Consider the following 22,058-nt stretch of genomic DNA (forward strand, 5'->3'; position numbering starts at 1 on the left):
GGACCCTATCCGGCGGCCGCGACCGACCTGTCCTGCCACCACCGGACGGTCTCCTCGGCGGCCCGGTCCAGCGGTGTCGGGGCCAGTCCGAGCCGGGCCTCGCTCTCGGACGAGTCCATCACGAACGGCTCCTCGAACTGGTACAGCATCTCGGCCAGCTCGCGGCTCCCTTGGTGCACGAGCCCGCCGCCGCGGATCACCCAGCCGGGCAGGGTGCCCACTTTCGGGACCGGAACCCCGGCGGCCTTCGCGTAGGCCTCGACCATCTGCCGCTGGGTGACGGCCGGGACCGTCGGTGCGTGCAGCACCGAGTTCCACAGCGCGGGGTCGTGGGCGGCGACGATCATCGCGGCCGCGAAGTCGGGAACGTACGTGAACGAGTGGGGCAGGTCGGCGGAACCGAGGACGCGCATCGTCTTGCCCGCGAGGACGACGGGCACCATGCGCTCGCCGGCGTGCGCGTTCAGCACCTGCGGTCCGAAGAAGTCGGACGCGACGACGCTCACGGTGGGGGTCGAGGACTCGGCGCGGGCCTTCAGCAACCGGGTCCGGACGCCGCGCTTACCCGAGTCGGCCGACCGCGGGGTGTGCTCGGTCATCGGCTGCTGCGACGTGTCGTACGAGTAGAGGCTCTCGGGGAACACGACGACGGCGCCCACGTGGCCCGCGGCCTCGAGCACGGTCTGCTCGGCGGCGGGGAGTTCGCGCTCCCACGCGTCGGCGCTGTAGGCGGCGTGGATGCAGTGGTAGACGGCGACTGCTCCGTCGAATGCCTCACGCAGCGCGTCGGCGTCGGAGACGTCGACCTTCCGCCGCTCGATCAGGGGATGGTCCGGGCCGCTGCCCGAGCGGGTGAGGACCCGCACGTGCCGGCCCTGTTCGGCGAGCTGCAGGGCGACGGTCCAGCCGACGGGTCCTGCTCCGGTGACGATCTCGATGTTCGACATGTCCGCTCCTGCTGTGTGAGTCGATTTCGGCGATTCGAGAGCACTGCTCTCTGTCTGATTCGAGAATGCTCCCCCTCGGCCGCATTGTCAAGAGCAGTGCTCTCGTTTGTTGACACCGCTCTCTGAAATTGCCACGCTGGACCCCATGCCAGGAACACCACGAGAGCGCGCCCGCGAGCAGACGTTGCAGGACATCACGAGGATCGGACGCGAACAGCTGGCCGCGGTCGGCGCCGCCGCCCTGTCGCTACGGGCCGTCGCACGCGACCTCGGCGTCGTGTCGTCCGCCGTCTACCGGTACGTCAAGAGCCGCGACGAACTGCTGACGCTGCTCGTCGTCGACGGATACAACGAACTCGGCGACGCCGCGGAGGCGGCCGTGGCGTCCGCCGCCGAACCGCGGGAACAGTTCCTGGCGCTCGGCCGTGCGGTGCGCGAGTGGGCGCTGCGTGAGCCCGCCCGCTACGGATTGCTGTTCGGCAGTCCGGTTCCCGGCTACCAGGCGCCCGGCGAGCAGACCACGACTCCGGGGACACGAGTGATCTACGCACTCGTCGGGATCTTCGACAATGCGTTCCGGGCGGGCAAGCTCGAGGCGGCCGCCGCGGCGCCCATCGACGACGAGCTCGCGGCAGACCTCGACCGCATCCGCGCCGAACTCGGACTCACCACCCCCGACCATCTGCTCGCCCGCGGCGTCCTGGTCTGGTCGGCGCTGTTCGGGGCGGTCAACTTCGAGGTGTTCGGGCAGTACGGCGCCGACACGTTCACCACACCGGGGGCACTGTTCGAGCACCACCTCGCGGTCCTGGCCGAGACTGCGGGGCTGCCGGCGACGTAAAGCGGCGAACCGGACGCAGGTCGCGTCCTCCGTCACATCGCGTCCGCCGCGGTGGGATGATGTTCAGGTGGCGCACGCAGAAGAACCCGAAGATCGAACGGCGTCGACGGAACCGGTGGTCCGGCCCGGCAGCCTGTTGGTCTCGTCCACAGATCTCGTCGAACCCGCATTCCGTCGCACCGTGATCTATGTGATCGAGCACAACGACGCCGGCAGCCTCGGCGTGGTCATCAACCGTCCCAGCGAAACCGCGGTGCACGACGTGCTGCCACAGTGGGCGCCGCTCGCCGCGCGCCCGTCCGCGCTGTACGTCGGCGGACCCGTCAAACGGGACGCCGCACTGTGCCTGGCGACACTGCGCACCGGTGCGCAGCCCGACGGTGTCGCGGGTCTGCGCCGGGTCCACGGCCGCGTGGTGATGGTGGATCTCGACTCCGACCCCGAGGTCATCGCCCCGCTCGTGGAGGGTGTCCGGATCTTCGCCGGCTACTCGGGATGGACGTACGGTCAGCTCGACTCGGAACTCCAGCGCGACGACTGGATCGTCATCTCGGCGCTCGCATCGGACGTGGTCGCTCCCGCCCGGGTCGACGTGTGGGCGCAGGTGCTGCGCCGGCAGCCGCTCCCCCTCGCCCTGCTCGCCACTCACCCGATCGACGTCGAGCGCAACTAGACACACCCCGCGCACGTCCCTGGACTGTCGGGGACCGGTGGTATCAACAGAGGTGGGGAACGAAGTGAGGAGGACAGCACACGTGATCGACACCTGTCACGGAACATTGATCGTGCACACGCTCTACGGAGCAGAGTGCACGGACGAGTCGTGCGTCGAGTTGTCCGAGGCCCGGCACGCACTGATCATCGACTGCGACGAATTCGGCGACTGCGTGTGCTCGGCGGAGTTCGCCGAGCAGCTGCGTCACGCATCCTGAGAACCCACCTCGAGCGTCACCCCGACCTCCGACAGGCGTCGGCGCAGCTTCGGAAGATGGCTGCCCGGCCAGTACAGCTGCGCACAGTCCCGGCACCGGCTGAACTCGTGTTCGTTGCCCGCGACGCCCGGTGGTGCCTCGGCGAGCGCCTCGGCACGGGGAACCGGCGCGAGAAGGCCGTTGCATCGCGCGCACCGGGTGAACGGCGAGATCCGCGACCGAAGGTCGAAGCGGTCCAGCACTTCCCGCAACTGCCGGCGTGGGTCCGTTTCGTGCAGGAACGCGCCGTGGGTGAGCGCCGACCTCTTGAGTAGGCCGGTGTCCCGGGTCAGGACGATGCGATGCTCGGACAGGGAGATGTCCACCAGTTCCGGGTCGGCGAAGTCGTTGCGATAGCGGGTGTCGAAGCCGAGCAGGCGGAGGTAGCGGGCGAGGCGGCCGAGATGCACGTCGAGCACGAACGTCGGGTCGCGCAGCGGTCGGGGACGCAGTTTCGTGACTCCGGTCAGATCGAGGCGCTCGAACATCGGGTACACCGCGACGCGTTCGCCGCCGCGCAGAAGGTGGGCGAAATCGACCGACACCTCGTCGACGAGGATCAGATCCACCTCGGTGTGCGGGACGCCCAGCGCCTCGATCCGGTCCTTCACCGACGGGGTGCCGTCGAACTCGTGCTCGAAAGTGTGCTTGCGCCGTACCGGCGGCAGAAAGTCGTTCAGCTCCTCGTAGAAGCGGAACTCGCAGTGACGAAGTGGCTCGGGCATCGGCATTTCACGTCCTCATGCCACAGTACTGGCCGACTCCTCGCGGCTGCGCCTCGAATACTGCTGCGCGAGCGCGGCGCAGACGATCAGCTGGATCTGGTGGAAGATCATCAGCGGCAGCACGATCAGCCCCACCGGCTGTCCCACGAACAGGACCGAGGCCATCGGCAGACCGGTCGCGAGGCTCTTCTTCGATCCGCAGAAGACGATGACTATCCGGTCGGGAACGGAGAATCCCAGCTTCCGACCGGCCAGGGCCGTGACGGCGAGTACGACGGCGAGGACGACGCAGCACACCAGCACGACACCGAACACCTGCCACACCGTCACGGTGTGCCAGATTCCCTCGTTCATGCTCGCGCTGAACGCGGAGAAGACCACGAGGAAGATCGAGCCGCGGTCCACGATCCGGGTGGGCGCGGAGTACTTCTGCAACCAGTCGATGACGAACGGCCGGATCAGCTGGCCGACGAAGAACGGCAGGAGTAGCTGCAGCACGATGTCGAGGATCGACGAGAAGTCGACGTGGGCGTCGCCGGTGGTGGTCATCAGCAGGATCACCAGCGCCGGTGTCACGAACACACCGATGAGATTGGAGAACGACGCGCTCACGATCGCCCCGGCCACGTTGCCCTTGGCGATGGACGTGAACGCGATCGACGACTGGACCGTCGACGGAACCAGGCACAGGTACAGGATGCCGGTGTACAGGTCCTCGCTGAGCACCCCCGGCACGAGGGCGCGCAGCGCGAGCCCGATCAGCGGGAAGAGCACGAACGTCGCGGCGAACACGACGGAATGCAGCCGCCAGTGTTTCAGCCCCTTCAGCGCCTCCTGCGGCGACAGCCGCGCTCCGTACAGCAGGAACAAGACGCCGATCGCGATCCGGGTGGCCCAGTCGAGCACCGTCTGACCGGTCCCCGACACCGGGAAGACGCTCCCCAGGATCGCCACGGCGACGATGCCGAGGACGAACCCGTCGAGGTGGAACCGGCTGAGGAATTTCACTGCGTCGAGGGTAGAGCGGCGTGGTCACGACTCTTCGTGCGGACGCTCAGCACCGCGAGGACGCCGCACAGGACGGCACCGATGATCGCGAGTTCGATGATGGCCACGTGCATGCCCTGGACGGTGATGGCGATGCCCGCGCAGATGGACGGCACGGCGAGACCGACGTAGCCGACGGTGAAGAACGCGGCGAGCGTCCCGCCCTGGGCGTCGGGGGCGTGCTCCGCGGCGGCCGCACCCACGGCCCGCATCGCTCCGGCGAACGAGAGTCCGTGTCCCACACCGACGATGACGGTCACGACGCACAGCAGGGCGAGGGACGGCACGAAGTCGACGACGAGCAAACCGATCATGCCTGCGCCGACGGCGCCGATGCCCAGGGTTCGGCAGAGTACGGTTCCGAGCCGGTTGGCCACGAGTTGCGCGGTCACCGAGCAGATCATGACCAGTGCGGCGGCACCGCCGGCGACCACGAGGTTGCTCACGCCGAGCAGGCCGATGATCCACGTCGGGACCACCGACTGGAACAGGCCGACGGCGCCCCACGCCAGTGCGACGCCGAGGGAGGACAGCCAGAACACCTGGCGGATGGGTGCGGGGACGTGCGGGACCTGGAACAGCTGGGTGGGTCGTGACTGCCCGCCGGTGGGTGCGGGCAGCAGCAGCACCATGATCAGCGCGGGCAGGAGTGCCAGCGCGAACAGCACGTACGGCAGGACCAGGGCGTGCGGCAGGTACTGCGCGACGGCCCCGCCGAACAGCGGACCCAGCGACGCACCGAGCGCGGTGGTGAGGGTGGCGGCGAGACCCGCGCGGCGGAGGTTCCGGGCCGGTTCGTGCTCGATGAGGGCGGCGGACCCGGCGGCCGAGCACGCACCGACGGCGATGCCCTGGGCGACTCGGCCGAAGAACAGCCAGATGGTCGAGTCGGCGAACGCGAGGACCACGGCGCCCAGCAGGCTGAAGGAGATGGCGGCCAGCAACACGAAGCGGCGTCCCAGTGCGTCGGACAGCGGGCCGAAGAACAGCAGCGAGGGAAGCAGTCCGGCGACGTAGACGGCGAAGATCAGCGTCTGGACCAGCGGGGTGAATCCGAACTCGTGGCGGTAGAGCGAGTACAGCGCAGTGGGGATGTTGGCGCCGAGGAGCAGCACGACGAGGAGGTAGTTCAGGCCGTGGAAGTGGCGGCTGGTGGTGCGGGCGGTGACGGTGGGGACGGTGTCGGCGTGAGCGGTTGACGTGGACGTGTGGGGTCGCCTCCTCAGGCTGTCCGAATACATGGGACGTCCTACGTAGTTTAGGCGGGCCGGTCGTGAGTCGCGAGCCGGCGAGGTGTGAGGATGAGTACATGACAGTGGTTCGGCGCGAGTCCGCGTATCAGCAGTCCCTGGACTGGATGCGTGGCCGGATCGCCCAGGCCGACTGGACGGTGGGCGAGCGCATCCCGACGGAACCCGAGCTGATGACGCTGCTCGGGGTCGGGCGCAACACCGTGCGCGAGGCCATCAAGACCCTCACGTCGACGGGCATCCTCGAGATCCGGCGCGGGTCCGGAACGTTCGTGCGGGCACGCACCGACATCGGCGGGCTGCTCGGGCGGCAGGTCGCGGTCGCGGAGATGCTGAACGTCTTCGAAGTCCGGCGAGCGCTCGAGACCGAGGCCGTCCGCCTGGCATGCGGTCGCCGCACGGACGACGATCTGCGGTCCCTGTCTGCGCTACTCGACGAGCGGCAGCGAACGACGGATCAGCCGTCCCGGTTCGCGGACGCCGACCTCGCGTTCCACCTCGGGGTCGTGGAGGCCGCGCACAATCCGGTGCTGTCCGACCTGTTCGCCGGCATCCTCGAACCCACCCGCGCCACGTACGACTTCACCGAGGGCGTCCACCCCCCGTCGCTGACCACCGACGACCACCGTGCCGTCGTCGACGCGATCGCCGCCCGCGACGAGGACGCCGCGGTCCGGGCCGCCCTCGGCTACCTCGACCGTGTGCTCGACGCGGTGCACCAGGCCTCCCGCCCGTGAGCGGTTGACGAGTCCCTGCACTCCCCGGCCACTCACAGGCGGCGGAGCCGCCGGTCGGCGAACGCGTTCAGCGCCCCGGCCATGTCCTCGGCCCGTGCGCTGGTGACGGTCAGCCGGTCGCCGCAGGCGGTCGTGACGATCACGGCGGGACCGGTCCTCGTCACGACGCCGTAGTTCCGTCGGCCCTTCACCTTGAGTCCCCAGCCGCCGAAGTCGTCGAACGGCTTGATCACGTCGACGCGGGCGCCCTCGATCTCGTCGACGCCGTACTGCAGGGCGGTCATGCCCATGTTCACCACCCGGATACCGGTCGGATCGACGATCACCCGGAAGCGAAGCAGGCTCACGATCAGCAGCCCGACCGGGACGAACACCGCGAGGGGCCACCACCCGTCGACGAGCAGGCAGACGGCGACAGCGGGCGCGACACCGATCAGCAGGAGCAACACCAGCGAGCCGACGGTGCCGAAACCGACCGTGTCCGCGACCGTCTCCGGGTCGTCGGCACGCGGCAACCGGGGGTCCGGTGGACTGGTGGCGGACACCCGGGGCCGGTAGTCGCGCAGCAGGGTGGCGCCGAGCAGGCCGACGACCGCGCCGATCACGACGCCGAGGCCGAGCGACCACAACGGAAGTTCGGTGTCCGAGGCGTCGGTGACGTCGAGTTGGACGTAGAGCAGCACCACCTGCACCGTCAGGATCAGACCGACCACGGACAACCCGACGACAAGCATCGTGCGACGCATCATGAGCATCGCCTGGGCCAGGGCGGCGATCGCGGCGCATCCGCCACCGAACAGCACCGTCACCAGGGCAAACGTCCAGGCGCTGGACATCGGGGTGGCGAAGCCGTCGGGCGAGGTGGTGGTCCAGTGGGTGGCGATCTCCGCCGGAAGCCGCGGTTCCCAGACCTTCGTGAGGATCACCCCGCACAGGGCGGCGACCACCGGCAGCAGGAGCCCGAAAACTGCGCCTGCGGGGTCGACGACGCGCGAGGACTTCACCGGACGGGCCGTCGCCAGCCGATCAGGACGGCTGGCAGGCGCCCTTCAGCGAGCACGCACCGCAGGAACTGCCGCACCCGCCGGTGTCGGCAGCGGGCACCGCCGCGGCGGCACGGGCACCGAGCGATCCGCCCGTCGCCGCGGTGAGAGCGGCAGCCACGACGCTGACGAGGACGGCGCCGATTCCGAAGACTCCGCCGATCAGGATTCCGGCGATTCCGCCGATGACGAGGAGCCCGGCAGCGGCAAGCAGGGTGGGCCCTGCGACCTTGTTGGCCAGCGCAAACGTCTGATCGTCGCGCATCGTCTCGGGGGTGCGGACACCCGCCCACCGGTTGCGCGGGAGGCGCTCGGCGAGGCCTGCAACGGCGACACCGGAGACAGCGACGGCGAGCACGAACAGCACGACGGAGGCAATCAACACGAGACCAGGATACGGCGGACCCGGACGCGCAGGTGAGCCCGGGTGGGGTGAGGCTCTACCCTGGTTGACGGTATCCCCCTAATTCAGAATGTCAGCCAAGTAGATAGCGACCACAGTGACCGAGCACGTGCAGCCCGCCAACCCGTCCGACGCGACCCCGCAGCACCGCTACACCGCGGAACTCGCCGGCCAGATCGAGCAGCGCTGGCAGGACCGGTGGAGCGAGGAGGGCACGTTCAACGCGCCCAACCCGGTCGGTCCCCTCGCCGGCGACGTTCCCGCGGACAAGTTGTTCGTGCAGGACATGTTCCCGTACCCGTCGGGGACGGGTCTGCACGTGGGCCACCCGCTCGGCTACATCGCCACCGACGTGTTCGCCCGCTATCACCGCATGCAGGGCCACAACGTGCTGCACACCCTCGGCTACGACGCGTTCGGTCTGCCTGCCGAGCAGTACGCGGTGCAGACGGGCACGCACCCGCGGACCACCACCGAGGCCAACATCGTCAACATGAAGCGGCAGCTGCGCCGCCTCGGGCTCGGCCACGACGAACGCCGTACGTTCGCGACCACCGACACCGACTTCTACCACTGGACGCAGTGGATCTTCCTGCAGATCCACGACGCGTGGTTCGACAAGGAGGCGGGCAAGGCCCGGCGCATCTCGGAGCTCGAGGCCGAGTTCGTGTCGGGTTCGCGGTCGCTGGAGGACGGACGGGACTGGGCGTCGCTGTCCGTGTCCGAGAAGGAGGCGGTCCTCGACTCCTACCGCCTCGTCTACCACTCCGATTCGATGGTCAACTGGTGCCCCGGTCTGGGCACGGTGCTGGCGAACGAAGAGGTCACCGCGGACGGTCGCAGCGACCGCGGCAACTTCCCCGTGTTCCGTAAGCACCTGCAGCAGTGGATGATGCGCATCACCGCGTACTCGGACCGTCTGGTGGACGACCTGGAGTACCTGGACTGGCCCGAGAAGGTCAAGACCATGCAGCGCAACTGGATCGGGCGCTCGCACGGTGCGCAGGTGAAGTTCGCCGTCGGGGTCGAGCGGAGCGAGGGTGAATCCACGGTCCACGACGTCGAGGTGTTCACGACGCGTCCGGACACACTGTTCGGCGCGACGTACGTGACGCTGGCCCCGGAGCACGAACTGGTGGACGACATCGTCGCGGCCGAGTGGCCCGAGGGTGTCGATTCGCGCTGGACCGGCGGTGCTGCAACTCCCGCCGAAGCGGTTGCGGCGTACCGGAAGTCGATCGCGTCGAAGTCGGACCTCGAGCGTCAGGAATACAAGGAGAAGACGGGTGTCTTCCTCGGCACCTACGCCGTGAACCCGGTGAACGGGCTCGAGCTGCCGGTGTTCATCGCCGACTACGTCCTCACCGGCTACGGCACGGGCGCCATCATGGCCGTCCCCGGCCACGACCACCGCGACTACGAGTTCGCGACCGAGTTCGGCCTCGACATCGTCGAGGTGATCTCCGGCGGCGACCTCACCAAGGACGCGTACACCGGCGACGGCACCATCGTGAACTCCGATTTCCTGAACGGGATGAGCGTCGCCGACGCCAAGAAGGCGATCACCGACCGCCTGGAAGCGAACGGCACCGGCAAGGGCACCATCCAGTACAAGCTGCGCGACTGGCTGTTCGCGCGCCAGCGGTACTGGGGCGAGCCGTTCCCCATCGTGTACGACGCCGAGGGAAACGCGCGCGCCCTGCCGGAATCGGCTCTGCCGGTGGAGCTCCCGGAGGTCGAGGACTACGCACCCGTGTCGTTCGATCCCGACGACGCGTCCTCGGAGCCCTCTCCCCCGCTGGCGAAGGCCGTCGACTGGGTCAACGTCGAACTCGACCTCGGTGACGGACTGCAGACGTACCGCCGCGACACCAACGTGATGCCGCAGTGGGCGGGCAGCTCCTGGTACCAGCTGCGGTACATCGACCCCACCAACCCGGACGTGTTCTGCGACAAGGAGAACGAACGGTACTGGACGGGTCCGCGTCCGGAGATCCACGGACCCAACGATCCCGGCGGCGTCGACCTGTACGTCGGCGGTGTAGAGCACGCCGTGCTGCACCTGCTGTACTCGCGGTTCTGGCACAAGGTGCTGTTCGACCTCGGCTACGTCAGCTCGAGCGAGCCGTACCGTCGCCTGTACAACCAGGGCTACATCCAGGCGTACGCGTACACCGACGCGCGCGGCGTCTACGTGCCTGCCGACGAGGTGGAGGAGAAGGACGGCAAGTTCTTCCACCAGGGCGTCGAGGTCAACCGCGAGTACGGGAAGATGGGCAAGAGCCTCAAGAACTCCGTGTCGCCGGACGAGATCTGCGAGGAGTACGGCGCCGACACGCTCCGCGTGTACGAGATGTCGATGGGTCCGCTGGACACGTCCCGTCCGTGGGCGACCAAGGACGTCGTCGGTGCGCAGCGCTTCCTGCAGCGCGCGTGGCGTGTGGTGGTCGACGAGGAGTCCGGTGCAGTCCGCGTCACCGACGACGCCCCGACGGAGGACACGCTGCGCGCGCTGAACAAGGCGATCGCCGGTGTCGGCGAGGACTACACGGCCCTGCGGGACAACACGGCGGCGGCCAAGCTGATCGAGTACACCAACCACCTCACCAAGGCGTACCCCGGCGGTGCGCCCCGCTCGGTGGTGGAGCCGCTGGTGCTGATGCTGGCACCGCTGGCCCCGCACCTCGCGGAGGAACTGTGGTCGCGGCTCGGGCACGAGAAGTCCCTGGCTCACGGACCCTTCCCCGTGGCCGAGGAGAAGTGGCTGGTGGAAGACACCGTCGAGTACCCGATCCAGGTCAACGGCAAGGTCCGCAGCCGCGTGACCGTCGCCGCCGACGCCCCGCGCGAGGAGATCGAGAAGATCGCGCTGGCCGACGACAAGATCGTGGCGCTCCTCGACGGCCAGGATCCCCGCAAGGTGATCGTCGTCCCCGGCAAGATGGTCAACATAGTGCGCTGACGCGCCCGTGAGTACTTATTAACGTTGGGCGGTTAATAAGTACTCACAGGCGCGAAGCGCACAAGGCCGTGATGGCTCCCCGAGACGGGACGGTGGTCGACGGGCTCCGTGAAGTCGACGTCTACGACCTGCCGACCGCGTGCACCGCGGACGTCGCCGGCATCTACCTCACCTGGGACGTCGATCAGGATTCCTCGTCGAGCAGCGGGACTTCCTGAACTCGTTCGTGGTCCGCGGCGGCCGTGTCGTCGTCAACGGGCACGTACAGCGCATCTTCCTGGACGGACTGACCAGGTGGCGCAAGCTCGAGTTCCGCGGCCCCTCGGATCTGGCGCTGACGCGTGTGACGGACCATCCTGTGTGGGCCGGCACCGATCCGAAGGCGTTTCTCTACAACACCGGCCGCCGCGGACCGGTGCCGTTCGCCGAACTCGAACGGATCGGCGTCGCGGGGTTCTACGGCCGTTGCTGTTATCTGGACCTGCCGGACGGCGCGCGGGTTGTGCACACGATCGGCCGCACCCGCGCCTCGATCGACTACGAGTACCCGCTCGGCGCCGGTCGCGTGCTGGTGCACGGCGGCAACGACCTGCTCCAGTTCTCGGGTGCCGATCGCGGCACCGCCGACCTGCGGACGCAGATCGTCCGATGGCTGGCGGCACGATGACCCGCGCCGCGACCGTCGCCTTCCTGCACGGTGGCAGCCACGCCCAGTTGGCCACCCTCGCCGATCCCGCCCTGGAGCCGTACCGGATCCGCCCGGTGCACGTGCGCACCGGCGACCTCGACGACATTCGCGACGTCGACGTCCTGGTGGTGGCGGACCGCCTGCGCCCGGACTTGCTGACACGGTGGACGGACACGATCACCGACTGTCTCGGCCGCGGCGCGACGGTGGTCGTCTTCGGCGAGAACAACTCCGGGGACTGGCTGCCCGGCGTCCGCGAGGTCAGTCGCCCCACCGTCTTCTGGTGGTGGCGCACCGGCGAGGATCACCGACTGCGGCTGCGGTCCCCGGACCATCCGGCGTGGGACTACTTCTCCGAACATTCCGTGATCTGGCATTACCACGGCGTCCTGGAGCCGCCGGGTCGCGCGGTGAGCCTGGTCGATCTGCACACCGAGGACGGCGAGCGCGACGGTTCGGTCCTCTTCGTCGACGAGACCACCACCGCGGGGCGGCTGCTCGTCACCACGATGGACCCCGTGTACCACCACGGATCCGGATTCATGCCCGGCGCAACGCAACTGTTGTGCGCTCCGCGCCCGTGAGTACTTGTTAACCACGGGCGGTTGATAAGTACTCACGGGTGGTTTGATACATAGGTGCAACTCGTGATCGAGGCAACCGACCTTCCCGGATCGTCGTGCCCGCCGGGAGCCAATTTCCCCGGCTACGACAACATCCACGTGGCGGTGCAACGCCGCGGTGCCCACGCCGGCCTGCTCGGTCTGCATCCGGGAGACGCGACCACCGCCCGCTGGGTTCTCGACTGCAAGGCCACCCCGAAGCCGACGGGTCTCGACATCACCGGACCGTACGTGCAGGGCCGGCCGGGCGCGCGGTTCGTCTACCTGTCGTGGGGAACGGTCGACGCCGACGGCGGATTCGACATGTTCCGCCGGGCGAAGTTGATGTGGGACGCGGTGGATCCGGCGACTGCGGAGGCCGCGTCGGCTGCCGGTCGCATCACGGCGCGGCTCGGGCTCACCGACGCCCGGGGAAATCCGCTGTGCGCTGCGGTCCGTCCGCCGTTGATCGAGTGGTCGGCGTAGCCGATCGCCGTATCCCCTGCGCGTAGGGTGAGGGTATCGGAGGCACTTCGCATGCGAACGCCCAAGATCGCGTCGCCGCCGACAGAGATATCGGCTGCCTTGCGGCCGAGGCGGGAGCGTCGTCATGACGCTACAACAGGATCGCAACTTTCCCGGTCGTCTTCACGGTGCCCATACTCGTGGCGGTCCGGCGCAGTCGCCGCGTCTGCGGTTGAAGCCCGAAGCGCCCAGTGCGGGCACCGTGGACGGCGCCTGGTGGCCCCGGTCCCGCGACCTCACCGTGGAGATTCCGGATCTGGTTGCGCTGGTGGCAATTCGAGTGGGTGTCGTCGATCGGATCGTGTACGACATCAAGGCCTGGCTTCCTGCTCCGCGCCGGATCATGGTGGCGGGGCGATCGGTGCATCTCGACGGCTACGAGTACCAGCCGCTCAACACCCTGTACGTGAGCGGTGTGAAGCGGACGAGGTTGACGCTTCTGGTGGTGCCCCCCGAGGCCGATGCCCGCTACGCCGACTCGACGATGCACACGGCGGCCAACCCCAACAGTGCCCTGACCGCCGACGAGCTGCTGATGTCGGGCATCAAGGGCATCAAGGGCATCAGGGACGGCTTCGACCGCACCTCGAGCGCGAAGGGACGTGAACGATGACGCACGACGACAACATCACGCACTCCGGGCGTGGGCTGGGACTCTCTCGGCCGACGGCCGACGGTGGGCAGCCTTTCGACGCACCCACCCGGACCCCGAGACTGCTGCTGCGCGCTCGCGGCGAGGTCTCGGAGGGTGTCGACGGGGCGTGGTGGCCCCGAACCACCAACCTGACCACCGAACTGCACGACCTGATCAGCGCACTGACGGATCGAGTGGGGACGACCGAACGCGTCGCCTTCGATTGGAACTCGCTGAGCATCTCGCAACGCGGCATCGACCGTCAGGACGGAATCGAGGTGTCCGGCCCGGATCCGGACCAGCCGCCCGACATCATGCACGTCTTCGGTACCGACGGACGTCGGCTCGACATCCTGATCGTCGGACCCAACACGGACGCCGACAACGCTTTCGAGGCGATGCAGAGGGCGGTGGGTCTCGCTCCGGACCGGTAGACGCTATCGGCTCTCGGCCCCGTGCAGGGCCGGCGGCCGATCGACGTGCCGGGGACGCTTCTCCCGCATCCACGGCAGCGCTGCGGACGCGATCAGGACGACGGCCATCCCCGCCCACTGCGGCGGCGACAGTTGCTCGCCCAGCAGAATCTGCGCGGCCAGTACCCCGACCACCGGTTCGAGCAGTCCGAGGAGGCTGACCGACGCCGATCCGAGCGCTCGCACGGCGATGAAGGAGCAGCCGATCCCGATGGGCATCAGCAGGAGCCCCTGGAACAGGATGGACCCCCATCCGCTGGGTGCGAACGTCCAGGACTGTCCGTCGACGACGGCGATGGTGCCGGTGGCGATTCCGGCGCCGAGTGACGCCAGTCCGCCGGCGGCGACGGGGCTGACCTGGTGTACCCATCGTTCCCCGACCACCAGATACAGGGCGTACCCGGCCGCGCTGAGGAGGGCGAGTATCGCCCCGTTCAGGGCGACGGTGGAGCTGCCCGCGCCTGCGACGAGTGCGATGCCGCCGGACATCGCGAGGGCCAGCACCAACTGACCGCGGTGGATCCTGTTGCGGGTGAGCACCCAGACCAGCGCCATCACGAACAGCGGGTAGACGTGGACGATCACGACCGCGATCTGGGCACCGGTAACCCGCACTGCCGCAAAGAAACACAGCAGCTGGATTCCGAACAGTGGGCCGCAGACGACGCACAGCCCGACAGCGGACTTCCAGGTCACGCCCGCCAGTCTTCCGGTGGACCAGGCCAGGAGTAGCAGGAGTGCGGCACCGACGAGGCTGCGGAGGCAGACGAGGACGGCCGGGGACACGCCCCCGGCGTAGCCGATCGCGGCGAACGTCGGGGTGAGTCCGTAGGCGACCGCCGAGGCCGCGCCACATCCCCAGGCGACGGCACTGCGCCCGCGGGTGGTGCTAGCGCCCATGGACTCGAACGCGTCGAGCGGTCCGCTTCACCATGTCCGCGGCGCGACGAGTTCGTCGTGAACGAACTGCACGAGAACCTCTTTCATGGCGGCGACGGTCATGTTCGGTGCGCCGGTGAGAACCTGGATGGCGGTCCCGTCGGTGAGCGCGGTCAACCGCTGCGCGATGGTTTCCGGGTCGACGTCGGTGCGGAAGATCTCCTGGCGTTGTCCGCGCCGGACGATCTTGACGACGGTTTCGTGCCAGCGCGCGTAGTACGTGTTGTGGAACGGGCGGAGTTCGGGTCGAAGCGTGGCCTCGGCCCAGAATTGCAGCCAGATGGACCACTCGTCGCGCAGCGGTCCGACGCGGGGCAACTGCATGTCGATCAGGCGGAGCAGTCGCTCGTGGGCGTTGTCGATTGCCTTGAGTTCGCGACTCTGCCGGTCGAACGCGTTGTCGATGGCGTGGCGGAGGGCCGCCGTCAGGACGTCGCTCTTGCCGGGGAAGTAGTAGTGCACCGCCCCGGTGCTGGTGCCGACGACCTGCGCGATGTCGGAGATGCGGACCGAGTGGTATCCGCGCTCGGCGATCAGCTGAGCCGCGGCATCGAGTATCGCCGTTCGGCGCGCGTCCTCGGTGAGTTGAGCGGTCACTGTCCCTCCTTCGATGGTCATCTGACTGATCCATCAAATCATACGCTTCAAACTGACGCATCAGTCAGACGATGCATCATCTGAGTGAAAGGCGCCGAATCCGGGCATTCGCCGACATAACAGCAGTTCAATCTGCATGAACGAGCAGGGGAAGCATTCGGGCGGTGAGTCAGTTTCCGAAAAAACCTTGACATCTGTGGGCTGCATCACGGTATAACTGATGCATCAGTCAGACCCTGGTGGTCGGAACGGTAGCGACGAGAGGCGAACGCTCGATGGAATGTGAGAACCCAGGCGGAGGCGCCGGGCAGGTGCTGCGCCCCGATGTCCATCGCGGGCGGGTGGCACTGATCACCGGTGGAGGCACCGGGATCGGACGCGCGATCGCACTGGACATGGCGAGGTGTGGAGCCGACGTCGTCATCAGCGGTCGCCGGTCCGAGCCCCTCGAGAAGACCGCAGCCGAGATCGAGGCGCTGGGTGCCCGGGTGCTCGCAGTGCCCGCCGACATTCGCGAAGAACAGCAGGTGACCGATCTGGTCGACCGCGCCCTCGACACGTTCGGCCGGATCGACATCCTGGTCAACAATGCGGGTGGCCAGTTCGCGGCGCCGGCCGAGGACATCACGAGCAAGGGATGGCGCGCCGTTCACCGCCTCGCCGTCGACGCCACCTGGGCGGTCACCCGGGAGGTCGCCGTTCGCGCGATGATTCCGCAGCGGTCGGGATGCATCTTCTTCATGGCGTTCTCCCCGCGTCGCGGAATCGCATCGATGGTCCATGCCACCTCGGCCCGCGCCGCCCTCGAGAACCTGGCTTCCGGACTGTCGCTGGAGTGGAGCCGGTACGGAATCCGGTCGATCTGCATCGCCCCCGGCACCATCGCGACGGAGGGCATGGAGGGCAACTACACCGAAGAGGCCCGGGCGCAATGGACGTCCGCGGTGCCGCTCGGACGGCTGGGTACGGCCGAGGACGTTTCCGGAGTCGTCACGTTCCTTGCCTCCCCCGCAGGCAGTTACGTCACCGGGACCACTCTGGTGATCGACGGCGGCGCCGACGCCTGGGGTACTGGTCACCCCGCTCCGAAGGTCGAGGAGACGCGATGAGCGCGATCGTCGACCGCGACCTCACGGCGCTGTTCGATCCCCGGTCGGTCGCCGTCCTCGGTGCCAGCAACGACGAGACGAAGTACGGCAACTGGATCAGCGTCCAGGCTCTCCGCATGACGGGCAGCCGGTCGGTCCACCTCGTCAACCGGCGCGGCGAGCGCATCCTGGGACACCCCTCGCTCCGGAGCCTGTCGGAACTCGACGAACGAGTCGATCTCGTCGTCATCACCGTCCCGGCGCAGGGTTTCGAGGAGGCCGTGGACGACGCCCTCGCGGCAGGCGCCACCGCGATCGTCGGCGTCACCGCCGGTTTCGCCGAACTCGGTGCTGCCGGAAAGGCTGTGCAGGATCGGGTCGTGGAGCGGGTGCGGGCCGCCGGGGCCGTCCTCCTCGGGCCGAACTGCCTGGGTGTGCTGGATTCGAGCACGGCGCTGACGCTGGCCTCGAACCCGCTTCCCGCCGGCCGGGTCGCGCTGCTCTCCCAGAGCGGCAACATGGCACTCGAACTCAGCCAGTTCCTCGAGGCCCGCGGACACGGGTTCTCCCGGTTCGCCTCGCTCGGGAACCAGGCAGACCTCGGCGCCGCCGACCTCATCCGCTCCTGCGTCGAGCACGACGACACCGATCTCATCGCCGTGTACTGCGAGGACTTCGGTGACGGGCGGGCGTTCGTCGACGCGGCCGCCCAGGCGTCCCGGGCGGGGAAGCCGGTCCTGTTGCTGACGGTGGGTGGCAGCGAGGCATCCGTCCGCGGGGCGCAGTCGCACACGGGATCGCTGACGTCCGACAGCGCGGTCATCGACGCGGCCTGCCGGGCCGCCGGGGTGTACCGGGTGTCGAGTCCACGGCAGCTCGCGGACGTGGCGGCCACCCTCCTCGGTTACGGACCCGCGGAGGTGCGCCGGGTCGGCGTCGTCGCGGACGGCGGCGGGCACGCAGGTGTCGCGTCCGACGTCGTGGAGGCTGCCGGACTCACGGTGCCCGAGTTCACGGCCGAAGTCAGCAGTGCACTGCGCGCCCTGTTGCCACCGTCCGCCGGGGTGACCAACCCGGTCGACCTCGCCGGCGCCGGGGAACAGGACATCACCTCGTTCGTCTCGGTCCTCGACACCATCCTGCAGAGTCCGGCCATCGACTCCGTCCTGCTCACCGGATATTTCGGCGGCTACGGGAGTTACGGTGAGAACCTCGCGCGAGCGGAGGTCGACACCGCCCGTGCGATGGCGGAGACGGCGCGCACCCACGGCAAGCCGGTCGTCGTGCACACGATGCATCCCGACAGCGCCGCGGCCCGGGTCCTGGCCGACAGCGGAGTCCCGGTCTTCCGGGCGGTGGAGGATGCCGCCGGTGCGTTCGGAGTCATCGCCGAAACCGCTGCGCCGCAGCATCCTGCGGGCGGGGAGAGCGAGCCGGCCGAGCCGGTTACCAGCGACGCCTACTGGGACGCCCGCGAACTCTTCCGTGGTGCGGGCGTCGAGTTCCCGGACGCGCAACTGGTGCGGACGTGCGCCGAGGCGGTGGCAGCGGCCGACAGCGTGGGATACCCCGTGGTTCTGAAGGCGATGGGCCTGCTGCACAAGTCCGACTCCGGCGGGGTCGCAATGGGTTTGGAAACCGCGCAGCAACTCACCGACGCGTTCACGCGTATGGACGGCTCGCTCGCCGCGCCCGCCTACTGCGTGGAGAGCATGGCCGACCTGAGTGAGGGAGTCGAACTCATCGTGGGCGTCCAGACCGACCCGCGATTCGGACCCGTGGCGATGGTGGGTCTCGGCGGCATCTTCACCGAGGTCCTCGCCGACGTCGCCTTCGCACTGGCGCCCGTCGACGCGGAGACCGCCCGTGGTCTGCTCGACACCCTGCGGGCGTCCGCTCTGCTCCGAGGGGTTCGCGGCAGGCCCCCGATCAACCTCGACGCGGCCGCGGACGCCATCGCCGCCGTCACGGCCGTGGCCACCGCGCACCCCGAGATCGCGGAACTCGAAATCAACCCGCTGTTCGTCACTCCGAAGCAAGCCCTCGGACTCGACGCGCGCATCGTCCTCAACACATCGAACACCAACTGACACAAGGAAGTTCTGACACCATGGAATTCGCATACAGCCCCCGCCTCGCCGACCTCAAGGAGCGCGCACGCGCCCTGACCGACACGATCATGCAGTTCGAGGACGAGTGCGAAAGAAACAACGGAATTTCCGACGAATCCCACGCCACCATCAAAGCGGCCGTCCTCGCATCGGGACTCCAGGCGATCAACACCCCCGTCGAATACGGCGGTGCCGGACTGACGGTGCTCGAGCAGGCCGTCGTGCAGGACGAACTCGGCAAGCTCACCAACGCGCTGTGGGACACGGTGTGGCGGCCCGCGAACCCGCTGACCCACGCGACCCCCGAACAGCGGGAGCGCTACCTGATTCCCGGTGCCCGCGGCGACCGCCGCGACGCCGTCGCGATCTCCGAGGCCAACGCGGGCTCGGACTTCTCCGCGGCGAGCACCACCGCGACACCCGACGGCAACGGCGGGTACATCATCAACGGCGAGAAGTGGTTCGTCACGGTCGGTGACGTCGCCGACTACCTCATCGTGCTGGCCAACGTCGAACCCGAGCACGCCGCAACGATCTTCCTGATCGACGTCGACACCCCGGGTGTGAAGATCAAGCACATCCCCCGCTACACGCACACGTTCGTCTACGAGCACCCCGAGTTCACGTTCGAGAACGTGCGCGTCGGAGCGGACGCCGTGCTCGGTGGCATCGGACAGGGCCACGACCTCACCCGCGACTGGTTCACGGAGGAGCGGCTGATGATCGGTGCACGCACGATCGGTGCCGCCGAGCGGGCGCTGACCCTGGCCGTCGACTGGGCGCGGGAGCGGGTGCAGGGCGGCGAGCCGCTGATCAACCGTCAGCTGATCCAGGGCATGATCGCCGACTCCGTCGTGGACATCACCACCAACCGGGCGCTCACCCACCAGGTGGCGTGGGAGTTCGACCAGGCCGACCCCAACGATGCCGACTTGCGAAAGACGCTGCACGCCAAGGCTGCAACCGTGAAGCTGGCCGCCTCCGAGGCGTCGAACCGGGTGGTGGACCGGGCCGTCCAGATCTTCGGTGGGCGCGGCTACATCCGCGACTACCCCGTCGAGCGGCTGTGGCGCGAACTGCGCGTCGACCGCATCTGGGAGGGCACGTCCGAGATCCAGCGCCTGGTCATCGCGAACGAGGCCAACAAGCGGGGCCTCGACAATCTGCTGTCCTTCCGCTACGAGGCCGGGGAGAAGTAGCACGATGCCGACCGAGAACGCCGGGACCGTCGATGTGCGCCGCGACGGCGACGTCGCCGTCGTCACCCTGAAGCGGGAACAGAAGCGGAACGCGTTGTCCACGCACATGGAAGCCGAACTGCTCGGCGCACTGGGGTCACCCGAGGTGAAGTCCAGTCGTGCGGTGGTCCTCACCGGGGGCGACTCGGTGTTCTCGGCCGGCGCGGACGTCACCGAACTGCGGGAGATGACCCCGGAGGCGATCGCCGAGTACTACCGCACGTCCGGTTCGGTGTACGAGGTGCTCGCGGCTCTCCCGCAACCCACCGTGTCCGCGATCACCGGCTACTGCCTCGGCGGCGGGCTCGAACTGGCTCTCGCCACCGACATCCGCGTCGCAGATCCGGCCGCGGTCTTCGGGTTCCCGGAGATCGGAATCGGGATCCTCCCCAGTTCCGGTGGGGTCACCCGCATCACCCGCATCGTCGGGGCGGGCCGTGCCCGCGACCTCGTCCTGCGCGGACGGCGCTTCGATCACTCGGACGCCGAACGCTGGGGCGTCGTCAGTGAGATCGCCCCTTCCGCGGAGCACGTGAAGCAGGCGCTGAGCATCGCGCACGAACTCGCGGCGTATTCGCCACTGGCGCTGAGCATCACCAAGCAGGTGCTGGACGTCAGCGCCGACTCCCCGCACCATGCCTCGCTGTTGCTCGAGCAGCTCGCCTACTCGGCGCTGAACAAGACAACCCCTTAGCGGTACCGGCCAGCGCGGCCGACTCGCCCGCCACCCCCAGGGTGACGGCACCAATCTACGTAGTGGAGACGACATGAGTTCCTTCGACGTGATGGACAGACCCGCCAAACGCGGGTTTCACACCAAGCTCCTGATCGCGTGCTGTGGCGGACCATTCCTGGACGGGTACGTCATGAGCATCATCGGCGTGGCCCTGCTCGGGGTGACCGAGCAACTTCACCCGACGACAGCCGAGGCAGGGTTGATCGGCGCGGCCTCGCTGATCGGTATCTTCTTCGGCGCCACCGTGTTCGGCTTCCTCACCGACCGGATCGGCCGGGAGAAGATGTACGCCCTCGACCTGGTGGTGCTGGTCGTCGCGTGCGGGCTGTCGGTGTTCGTCCAATTGCCGTGGCAGCTCATCGTCCTGCGCTTCGTCATCGGCGCGGCCATCGGTGCCGACTACCCCATCGCCACCTCGCTGCTCACCGAGTTCACGCCCACCAAGAAGCGCGGCGCCATGGTCGGGATGTCGGCTGTCGCGTGGTCGGCGGGCGCGGTTGCCGCGTACGTGGTCGGCGCGCTCGTCGTCGGCATCTCCGGCGGCAACGACCACTGGCGACTGCTCCTCGCGTCCAGTGCCGTTCTGGGTCTGATCGTGATCCTGGTGCGTCGCGGAATCCCGGAGTCGCCGCGCTGGCTCCTGCAGAACGGCCGGGTGGCCGACGCCGAGGCCGTGGTCGAGAAGATCTACGGGGAGAAACTCGACCTGAGCAAGGTCACGGTCGAGGACACGGCGGACGAGCCGAAGGCCGACATCCGGATCTACTTTCGCGGCCAGTACCTTGCCCGGCTGATCATGTGCAGCGCTTTGTATCTGGCGGTCGTCACCCCGCTCTACGCACTGCTGACCTTCCTGCCCACGATCCTGTCGGGCTTCTCGATCTCCGGTGACGGTTCCGCGGGGCTCATCGTCGAAACCGTCATCATCGGGCTCATCGTCGCCGGATCCATTCCCGCGCTGTTCCTGGTCGAGAAGTGGGGCCGGCGTCCGATCGCCGTGGTCCCGCTGGCACTGATGGTGATTCCGCTGGCAGGGCTGTGGTTGTGGGCGGACGGGCCCCTCTGGTTCATCGTCGCCGCCTTCTGCGCGTACGCGTTCATCTCCGGCGGTCCGAGCATCCTGGTGTGGATCTACCCCAACGAGCTCTTCCCCACCGAGTTCAGGGCGACTGCGGTGGGAATCGCCACCGCGGTGAGCCGGTTCGGCGCCGCGACGGGCACGTACCTGCTGCCGCTGAGTATCTCGTCGCTGGGAACCGGCACCACGATGCTCTTCGGTGCAGTGCTGACGGCGGTCGCGTTCGTGATCTGCTTCTTCATGTCTCCGGAGACGAAGGGAAAGTCGCTGGAAGAAGTGTCCTCCGTAACGGCTGCTCCGGCCATGGGGGCGAGCGCTCCCCGGCTCGAGAAATTGGAGGAGGCCTCCGCGCCGCGAACCTGACGACCATGTCCTCTCCGCCTCTGCCGACGTCGGCGGGGGCGGAGCCATGTCCCGCTGCCT

Annotated in this window: 24 protein-coding genes; 16 read left to right on the forward strand and 8 right to left on the reverse strand. The window is 68.3% G+C overall.

The window, feature by feature from the left end:
• Window positions 1-5: 5 nt before the first annotated feature.
• Window positions 6-947: an NAD-dependent epimerase/dehydratase family protein gene (locus AZG88_RS46550; protein ID WP_061044783.1), complete on the reverse strand. Its 942-nt coding sequence runs from the start codon at window positions 945-947 to the stop codon at window positions 6-8.
• Between the two features lie 145 nt (window positions 948-1,092).
• Here AZG88_RS46550 and AZG88_RS46555 point away from each other — a divergent pair, with 145 nt between their 5' ends.
• From AZG88_RS46555 to AZG88_RS46565, 3 genes are all read left to right on the forward strand, one after another.
• Window positions 1,093-1,788: a TetR/AcrR family transcriptional regulator gene (locus AZG88_RS46555; RefSeq protein WP_061044782.1), complete on the forward strand. Its 696-nt coding sequence runs from the start codon at window positions 1,093-1,095 to the stop codon at window positions 1,786-1,788.
• 67 nt (window positions 1,789-1,855) lie between these two features.
• Window positions 1,856-2,461: a YqgE/AlgH family protein gene (locus AZG88_RS46560; protein WP_005249144.1), complete on the forward strand. Its 606-nt coding sequence runs from the start codon at window positions 1,856-1,858 to the stop codon at window positions 2,459-2,461.
• An 82-nt stretch (window positions 2,462-2,543) separates the two neighbouring features.
• Entirely contained in the window at window positions 2,544-2,720 is a 177-nt protein-coding gene (locus AZG88_RS46565; protein WP_005263530.1) for a hypothetical protein, read from the forward strand.
• On the opposite strand, the gene AZG88_RS46570 is transcribed toward AZG88_RS46565, so the two are convergent.
• Genes AZG88_RS46570 through AZG88_RS46580 form a run of 3 tightly spaced genes read right to left on the reverse strand, consistent with a single transcriptional unit; the run spans window position 2,708 to window position 5,772 of the window.
• Window positions 2,708-3,490, reverse strand: a complete 783-nt coding sequence (locus AZG88_RS46570; protein ID WP_007301451.1) for a Mut7-C RNAse domain-containing protein — start codon at window positions 3,488-3,490, stop codon at window positions 2,708-2,710. The genes AZG88_RS46565 and AZG88_RS46570 overlap by 13 nt on opposite strands.
• Window positions 3,491-3,499: 9 nt before the next feature.
• Window positions 3,500-4,492, reverse strand: a complete 993-nt coding sequence (locus AZG88_RS46575) for a bile acid:sodium symporter family protein (protein ID WP_061044781.1) — start codon at window positions 4,490-4,492, stop codon at window positions 3,500-3,502.
• Entirely contained in the window at window positions 4,489-5,772 is a 1,284-nt protein-coding gene (locus tag AZG88_RS46580) for an MFS transporter (RefSeq protein WP_061044780.1), read from the reverse strand. Before AZG88_RS46580 ends, AZG88_RS46575 begins: the two co-directional genes overlap by 4 nt.
• A 68-nt stretch (window positions 5,773-5,840) precedes the next feature.
• Between AZG88_RS46580 and AZG88_RS46585 the strand changes: the two genes are divergently transcribed.
• Window positions 5,841-6,518, forward strand: a complete 678-nt coding sequence (locus AZG88_RS46585; RefSeq protein ID WP_061701403.1) for a FadR/GntR family transcriptional regulator — start codon at window positions 5,841-5,843, stop codon at window positions 6,516-6,518.
• A 32-nt stretch (window positions 6,519-6,550) separates the two neighbouring features.
• On the opposite strand, the gene AZG88_RS46590 is transcribed toward AZG88_RS46585, so the two are convergent.
• Window positions 6,551-7,522: a DUF1648 domain-containing protein gene (locus AZG88_RS46590; protein ID WP_061044778.1), complete on the reverse strand. Its 972-nt coding sequence runs from the start codon at window positions 7,520-7,522 to the stop codon at window positions 6,551-6,553.
• 22 nt (window positions 7,523-7,544) lie between these two features.
• On the reverse strand, window positions 7,545-7,946 hold the full coding sequence (locus AZG88_RS46595) for an SdpI family protein (RefSeq protein WP_005249154.1): 402 nt from the start codon (window positions 7,944-7,946) through the stop codon (window positions 7,545-7,547).
• 115 nt (window positions 7,947-8,061) lie between these two features.
• On the opposite strand from AZG88_RS46595, the gene leuS reads away from it, so the two are divergent.
• From leuS to AZG88_RS46625, 7 genes are all read left to right on the forward strand, one after another.
• The gene (gene leuS, locus AZG88_RS46600) at window positions 8,062-10,926 is read left to right on the forward strand and encodes a leucine--tRNA ligase (protein ID WP_061044777.1); all 2,865 of its coding nucleotides are present in this window, start codon (window positions 8,062-8,064) and stop codon (window positions 10,924-10,926) included.
• A gap of 71 nt (window positions 10,927-10,997) precedes the next feature.
• Window positions 10,998-11,144 carry a hypothetical protein gene (locus AZG88_RS54860; protein WP_231914445.1) on the forward strand — a complete coding sequence of 49 codons (147 nt, stop codon included), beginning with the start codon at window positions 10,998-11,000 and terminating at the stop codon, window positions 11,142-11,144.
• 8 nt (window positions 11,145-11,152) lie between these two features.
• Window positions 11,153-11,593 carry a hypothetical protein gene (locus tag AZG88_RS46605; protein WP_231914446.1) on the forward strand — a complete coding sequence of 147 codons (441 nt, stop codon included), beginning with the start codon at window positions 11,153-11,155 and terminating at the stop codon, window positions 11,591-11,593.
• Window positions 11,575-12,198 (forward strand): hypothetical protein, encoded by a 624-nt coding sequence (locus tag AZG88_RS46610; protein ID WP_197436314.1) that lies wholly within the window; start codon window positions 11,575-11,577, stop codon window positions 12,196-12,198. The genes AZG88_RS46605 and AZG88_RS46610 overlap by 19 nt, the downstream gene beginning before the upstream one ends.
• A 54-nt stretch (window positions 12,199-12,252) precedes the next feature.
• Window positions 12,253-12,702 carry a DUF5990 family protein gene (locus tag AZG88_RS46615; RefSeq protein WP_061044775.1) on the forward strand — a complete coding sequence of 150 codons (450 nt, stop codon included), beginning with the start codon at window positions 12,253-12,255 and terminating at the stop codon, window positions 12,700-12,702.
• A gap of 124 nt (window positions 12,703-12,826) precedes the next feature.
• On the forward strand, window positions 12,827-13,354 hold the full coding sequence (locus AZG88_RS46620; RefSeq protein WP_231914447.1) for a DUF5994 family protein: 528 nt from the start codon (window positions 12,827-12,829) through the stop codon (window positions 13,352-13,354).
• Window positions 13,351-13,809: a DUF5994 family protein gene (locus tag AZG88_RS46625; RefSeq protein ID WP_005249160.1), complete on the forward strand. Its 459-nt coding sequence runs from the start codon at window positions 13,351-13,353 to the stop codon at window positions 13,807-13,809. The genes AZG88_RS46620 and AZG88_RS46625 overlap by 4 nt, the downstream gene beginning before the upstream one ends.
• A gap of 3 nt (window positions 13,810-13,812) precedes the next feature.
• Here the strand turns inward: AZG88_RS46625 and AZG88_RS46630 are convergent, their stop codons facing one another.
• Both AZG88_RS46630 and AZG88_RS46635 read right to left on the reverse strand, forming a co-directional pair.
• Window positions 13,813-14,748 (reverse strand): DMT family transporter, encoded by a 936-nt coding sequence (locus AZG88_RS46630; protein WP_005249162.1) that lies wholly within the window; start codon window positions 14,746-14,748, stop codon window positions 13,813-13,815.
• Window positions 14,749-14,775: 27 nt separating this feature from the next.
• A complete protein-coding gene (locus AZG88_RS46635; protein WP_005249163.1) occupies window positions 14,776-15,405 on the reverse strand; it encodes a TetR/AcrR family transcriptional regulator in 630 nt (209 codons plus the stop codon).
• Between the two features lie 254 nt (window positions 15,406-15,659).
• Here AZG88_RS46635 and AZG88_RS46640 point away from each other — a divergent pair, with 254 nt between their 5' ends.
• The 5 genes from AZG88_RS46640 (at window position 15,660) to AZG88_RS46660 (ending at window position 21,998) form a co-directional block, all read left to right on the forward strand.
• A complete protein-coding gene (locus AZG88_RS46640) occupies window positions 15,660-16,493 on the forward strand; it encodes an SDR family NAD(P)-dependent oxidoreductase (protein ID WP_005249164.1) in 834 nt (277 codons plus the stop codon).
• Window positions 16,490-18,562 (forward strand): acetate--CoA ligase family protein, encoded by a 2,073-nt coding sequence (locus AZG88_RS46645; RefSeq protein WP_061044773.1) that lies wholly within the window; start codon window positions 16,490-16,492, stop codon window positions 18,560-18,562. Before AZG88_RS46640 ends, AZG88_RS46645 begins: the two co-directional genes overlap by 4 nt.
• Before the next feature lie 20 nt (window positions 18,563-18,582).
• Window positions 18,583-19,782, forward strand: a complete 1,200-nt coding sequence (locus tag AZG88_RS46650) for an acyl-CoA dehydrogenase family protein (protein ID WP_005249166.1) — start codon at window positions 18,583-18,585, stop codon at window positions 19,780-19,782.
• A 4-nt stretch (window positions 19,783-19,786) separates the two neighbouring features.
• Window positions 19,787-20,515, forward strand: a complete 729-nt coding sequence (locus AZG88_RS46655; RefSeq protein WP_005249167.1) for an enoyl-CoA hydratase/isomerase family protein — start codon at window positions 19,787-19,789, stop codon at window positions 20,513-20,515.
• A gap of 73 nt (window positions 20,516-20,588) precedes the next feature.
• Window positions 20,589-21,998, forward strand: a complete 1,410-nt coding sequence (locus AZG88_RS46660; protein WP_061044772.1) for an MFS transporter — start codon at window positions 20,589-20,591, stop codon at window positions 21,996-21,998.
• Window positions 21,999-22,058: the final 60 nt, after the last annotated feature.

It is taken from the genome of Rhodococcus sp. LB1, from assembly GCF_001583455.1.
GTDB classification, from domain to species: Bacteria; Actinomycetota; Actinomycetes; order Mycobacteriales; family Mycobacteriaceae; genus Rhodococcus_F; species Rhodococcus_F opacus.

Bases quoted from the DNA above. Each gene is read 5' to 3' on its own strand.
- AZG88_RS46640 (WP_005249164.1), top strand. From the start codon at position 15,660: ATGGAATGTGAGAACCCAGGCGGAGGCGCCGGGCAGGTGCTGCGCCCC.
- AZG88_RS46620 (WP_231914447.1), top strand. From the start codon at position 12,827: ATGACGCTACAACAGGATCGCAACTTTCCCGGTCGTCTTCACGGTGCC.
- AZG88_RS46645 (WP_061044773.1), top strand. From the start codon at position 16,490: ATGAGCGCGATCGTCGACCGCGACCTCACGGCGCTGTTCGATCCCCGG.
- AZG88_RS46650 (WP_005249166.1), top strand. From the start codon at position 18,583: ATGGAATTCGCATACAGCCCCCGCCTCGCCGACCTCAAGGAGCGCGCA.
- AZG88_RS46635 (WP_005249163.1), bottom strand. From the start codon at position 15,405: ATGACCATCGAAGGAGGGACAGTGACCGCTCAACTCACCGAGGACGCG.
- AZG88_RS46655 (WP_005249167.1), top strand. From the start codon at position 19,787: ATGCCGACCGAGAACGCCGGGACCGTCGATGTGCGCCGCGACGGCGAC.
- AZG88_RS54860 (WP_231914445.1), top strand. From the start codon at position 10,998: ATGGCTCCCCGAGACGGGACGGTGGTCGACGGGCTCCGTGAAGTCGAC.
- AZG88_RS46555 (WP_061044782.1), top strand. From the start codon at position 1,093: ATGCCAGGAACACCACGAGAGCGCGCCCGCGAGCAGACGTTGCAGGAC.
- AZG88_RS46550 (WP_061044783.1), bottom strand. From the start codon at position 947: ATGTCGAACATCGAGATCGTCACCGGAGCAGGACCCGTCGGCTGGACC.
- AZG88_RS46630 (WP_005249162.1), bottom strand. From the start codon at position 14,748: ATGGGCGCTAGCACCACCCGCGGGCGCAGTGCCGTCGCCTGGGGATGT.
- AZG88_RS46580 (WP_061044780.1), bottom strand. From the start codon at position 5,772: ATGTATTCGGACAGCCTGAGGAGGCGACCCCACACGTCCACGTCAACC.
- AZG88_RS46625 (WP_005249160.1), top strand. From the start codon at position 13,351: ATGACGCACGACGACAACATCACGCACTCCGGGCGTGGGCTGGGACTC.
- AZG88_RS46660 (WP_061044772.1), top strand. From the start codon at position 20,589: ATGAGTTCCTTCGACGTGATGGACAGACCCGCCAAACGCGGGTTTCAC.
- AZG88_RS46570 (WP_007301451.1), bottom strand. From the start codon at position 3,490: ATGCCGATGCCCGAGCCACTTCGTCACTGCGAGTTCCGCTTCTACGAG.
- AZG88_RS46585 (WP_061701403.1), top strand. From the start codon at position 5,841: ATGACAGTGGTTCGGCGCGAGTCCGCGTATCAGCAGTCCCTGGACTGG.
- AZG88_RS46610 (WP_197436314.1), top strand. From the start codon at position 11,575: ATGGCTGGCGGCACGATGACCCGCGCCGCGACCGTCGCCTTCCTGCAC.